A 3715-nucleotide genomic window follows, 5' to 3' on the forward strand; every position below is an offset into this window, starting at 1 on the left:
ATCATCAAGACTCCGAACCAACCGATGTAAATGCGGTTGTCGGTGCTTGTGACCCACTCACAAAAGCGTTCCCAGACATTGGCGCTTTCGCGCTGCTGTAAGGTTGTTGTCATTTGTTTATGATTGCTTTATTTGGTTTTCAATGTTCGTGACGGCTTTGTGTTCCGCCATGTAAATAAATATAAAGCATATTCTCAGGTTTGTAAAGTATTTTAACAACAGATTAACTGATGAAAGCCATAAGAGTGACTTATTAATATCAGGAATGGTGGATAAATGGCAAAGAATGGACAAAAAGTAGGGAAAGCCTGGAAGCTCGTCGCCTTCAGGCATAGAAATATTAGGATACAGACTTTTGCTGGCTGGGGATCATAATGAGAGCCCAATAGGGAACTTCAGCGGGATCGACATCTACGATCGCCCGAATTCGCTGATTTGGCATAGTTGCCCGTTCTATATACAAAGCTCGATCGAACTGTCCTAACTCAATCAGTACGTCCCGGACTTTGGCAAAATGCCTGCCCAGCTTAATAATCACAGCAGCATCCACAACCGCCAGCCGATCGCGCAAAACCTCAGCATCGAGCGTCGCAGGCATAATACTTAACACATCGTTACGATAAGTCAGCGGCACTCCCAACGCAGCCGCACTCGCCATTGTCGAAGAAATTCCCGGCACAACTTCAGTGGTAAATGTCGCGGACAAACGGTTGAATAGATACATAAACGAGCCGTAGAGAAAAGGTTCGCCCTCACACAAGACCGCCACATCCTGTCCCTCGCTCAGATGTGCGGCAATTTTCTCGGCAGCAATATCATAATAAGGTTGAGACGATCGCGTCGGACTAAAAGGCAACGGCATCGGAATCTCAATTTGCTCCGGGCGCAGATAATCTGCGACGATCGCCCGCGCCAGCACCTTACCATTTTCCATCGCCGGATAGGCAATCACCGGCACCGATTGCAAAATCCGATAAGCTTTCAATGTAATCAACTCTGGATCGCCAGGGCCAATACCCAAACCGTACAATTTACCAGTAGCCTTAGTCATAATTCATCCTTTTTCGCTAACGCATTCACGGCCGCCGTTGCCATTGCACTGCCACCGCGTCGCCCGTGCAACGTAATAAATGGCACTCCCCGACTGTTGGCAGCCAGTTCCGCTTTGGATTCGGCGGCCCCGACAAATCCTACCGGGAAACCCAGAATTAAAGCCGGTTTGGGTACTCCGGCATCCAGCATTTCCAGTAGTCGGAACAAAGCAGTCGGGGCATTGCCAATGGCCACAACTGCACCCTGCAACTTGTCCAGCCATAAATCCAGGGCCGCAGCCGATCGAGTATTTCCGATTTGCCGCGCCAACTCCGGGATTTCGGAATGCCAGAGGGTGCAAATCACGGGATTGTCGGCGGGAAGGCGTTTGCGAGTGATGCCTTCGGCCACCATCCGGGCATCGCACAGAATCGGCGCGCCTGCGGAGAGGGCTTGGCGTCCGCAGGTGGCTGCCCCGGGCGAAGCTGCTAAATCTGCAACAATATCGGTCATGCCGCAACTGTGAATTAGTCGCACGGCTACCGATTCTAAATCGGGTGGCAAGCTTGACAAATCTGCTTCGGCTCGAATTGTGGCGAAGGATTGGGTGTAGATTTCTGTTCCGTCTCGAATGTAATCAATCATTGTTTAAAACTGTTATGGGAATTTTGTGGGATTTATGAAAGAGATTTTTTGAATGAACCGCGAAGGCGCGTAAGCGCTAGGACGCGAAGGAAGAAATCTCAAGAAAGATAGAACGAGAAATACTTAAATTTTCTCTGTTTTCATGGGATATTTTTTCCCTTTCAATTCCTATTTTAGGTGTTCAATAAATCCTGCAATTGGTCGCTCGCCTGCCGATCGACAAACTCACCAAATGACTCCCAAGGCTCTCGAAACCGCTGATACACCCGCAACATTCGCTCGATCGCACCGGGCATCTCGATCGTACTCACCGCCTGAAAAATTGGTCGTCCGAAGGGCAAATCTTTTCTACCCGCATAAATGTCGTAACCTTCGATCGTCTCGTCTCCTCGCTCAATCTGAATTCCTACCAGCGTGATATCAATTGGCTGGTGCTGGGCGCAGGACTTTTGGCAACCGCTGAAATGAATGTTAATCGGCAGGTCGATGGTCAATTTTTGCGCTAAATCCCTCACCATTGCTAGGGCGTGACTTTGAGTATCTGTCGCCGCCGACGCACAGCCGCTGCTGCCGGCACAAGCCACCAAGCAGGAATCTAGGCGAGTCGCCGACGAGTGCAATCCCAAATCGGCCACTTGCTGTTTTACCTCAAAAAGCTGGGAGTTGGGGATATCAGAAATCAACAGATTTTGCCACGGCGTAAGTCTCAGGGTACCGCTGGCTAGCTTTTGGGCTAAATTCGCCAAATTCCGCAGTTGCTTTGATTCTAGCCTACCGAGAGGCAGTGCAATTCCCATGTAGGAGAAACCGGACTGTCGTTGAGGATGAATGCCGAGATGTCGGTGATGGGGAAGGGATTTTTCAGATGAGGCATTTTGGCTGTTTTTGGGAAAGGTGCAAGATGTGAATTGCCATGAAAATGGTAAATTCTGCTGTACCCTTTCTAGATAACTTTCAGCGCCCCAATCTGCCAGCAGGTGACGCAAACGCGGTTTTTTGCCATCAATTCGAGGACGATTTTTGGTGTATTCAAGATAGGTGCTAGCGAGGGCACCTAATACTGAAATACATTGCGATTCTTGGATTAAAATTCCTGTATCGCCGTTTAAATGCAGCCTAAAAACGATTTCTGATTGGGTTGAAAGCTCTTCAGCAGCTAATAAAATATCGTTGCGTAAAGCCTGGATCGAAACCGATTCCCCGCCATCCAAGCCAATACTGAACTTAGGCGAAAGTTCCGACAACTCGGGATGCGTTTGCAGGTAATCATCCCAAGCTTTCACTAGCGGGCGAGTATCGAGTAACTGCTGGCGATCGATCCCTGCTGTCGGACTTGCCATTATATTGCGAATCGGGTCAACTTCAACGCGGCGAGACGCTATCCCCAATTCCTGCAAGCGGTTCCAGACTTCCGGGGGAATTTCCGAGTACACTTCTCGGATTTGCAAATTTGCCCGATTCGTCACTTGCAAACAGCCGGTACTGTATTGATCTGCCAAATCGGCGATCGTCCAACACTGCTGCGCGTTTAAAATTCCCCCCGGAATCCGCATTCTCGATAAAACTCCGTCTCGGGCTTGGGAACCGTAAAATAAACCCGGACAAGTCGGCAAATCAGTCAAAGCTAACAAATAATCTCCTCCCCGTGCTACGCAGGGAATCCAAAAGTAAACGCCCACAAAGCGCCCCCGAAATCGGCATTCTGACTTTTACAGTTGCGGCACAGCGCCGGAATTGCACCGGACTTCCCCGCTTTCAGGTTTTAGAAAGGTATCACGAGCTGACCCACAGAAAGCAAAACCCTCAACTTTCTTAACAAAACTTCTGGCGATCGCCCCTGTCTCTGGTTTCATCAGCTTTCCTAATCGCAGTCATCAGTTTAACTGTCGCTCAACCCCTTTACAAACCTTAACAAAACCGTTAATAATAGAAACATCATCCGAACATTGACAACCAAATACAGCAATCATAAAACCATGACAACAACCTTACAGCAGCGCGAAAGCGCCAACGTCTGGGAACGCTTTTGTGAGTGGGT

3 protein-coding genes, 1 pseudogene and 1 riboswitch are annotated in these 3715 nt (G+C 49.0%); all 4 genes and pseudogenes read right to left on the reverse strand.

What is annotated here, in order from left to right; genetic code table 11:
- Window positions 1–113 (reverse strand): annotated as a pseudogene (locus QT994_RS27320) (photosystem II q(b) protein); the annotation flags it as partial.
- Window positions 114–340: 227 nt separating this feature from the next.
- Window positions 341–1051, reverse strand: a complete 711-nt coding sequence (locus tag QT994_RS27325; RefSeq protein WP_333050762.1) for a precorrin-2 C(20)-methyltransferase — start codon at window positions 1049–1051, stop codon at window positions 341–343.
- Complete coding sequence (locus tag QT994_RS27330) at window positions 1048–1677, reverse strand: precorrin-8X methylmutase (RefSeq protein WP_333180225.1); 630 nt, start codon at window positions 1675–1677, stop codon at window positions 1048–1050. The genes QT994_RS27325 and QT994_RS27330 overlap by 4 nt, the downstream gene beginning before the upstream one ends.
- A 173-nt stretch (window positions 1678–1850) precedes the next feature.
- On the reverse strand, window positions 1851–3356 hold the full coding sequence (gene cobG / locus QT994_RS27335) for a precorrin-3B synthase (RefSeq protein WP_333180228.1): 1506 nt from the start codon (window positions 3354–3356) through the stop codon (window positions 1851–1853).
- An 8-nt stretch (window positions 3357–3364) separates the two neighbouring features.
- A riboswitch (adenosylcobalamin-variant (AdoCbl-variant) riboswitch) is annotated at window positions 3365–3444 on the reverse strand.
- Window positions 3445–3715 lie beyond the last annotated feature (271 nt).

Origin of the sequence: Microcoleus sp. S13_B4, assembly GCF_036700885.1 — a bacterium.
GTDB lineage: Bacteria > Cyanobacteriota > Cyanobacteriia > Cyanobacteriales > Microcoleaceae > Microcoleus.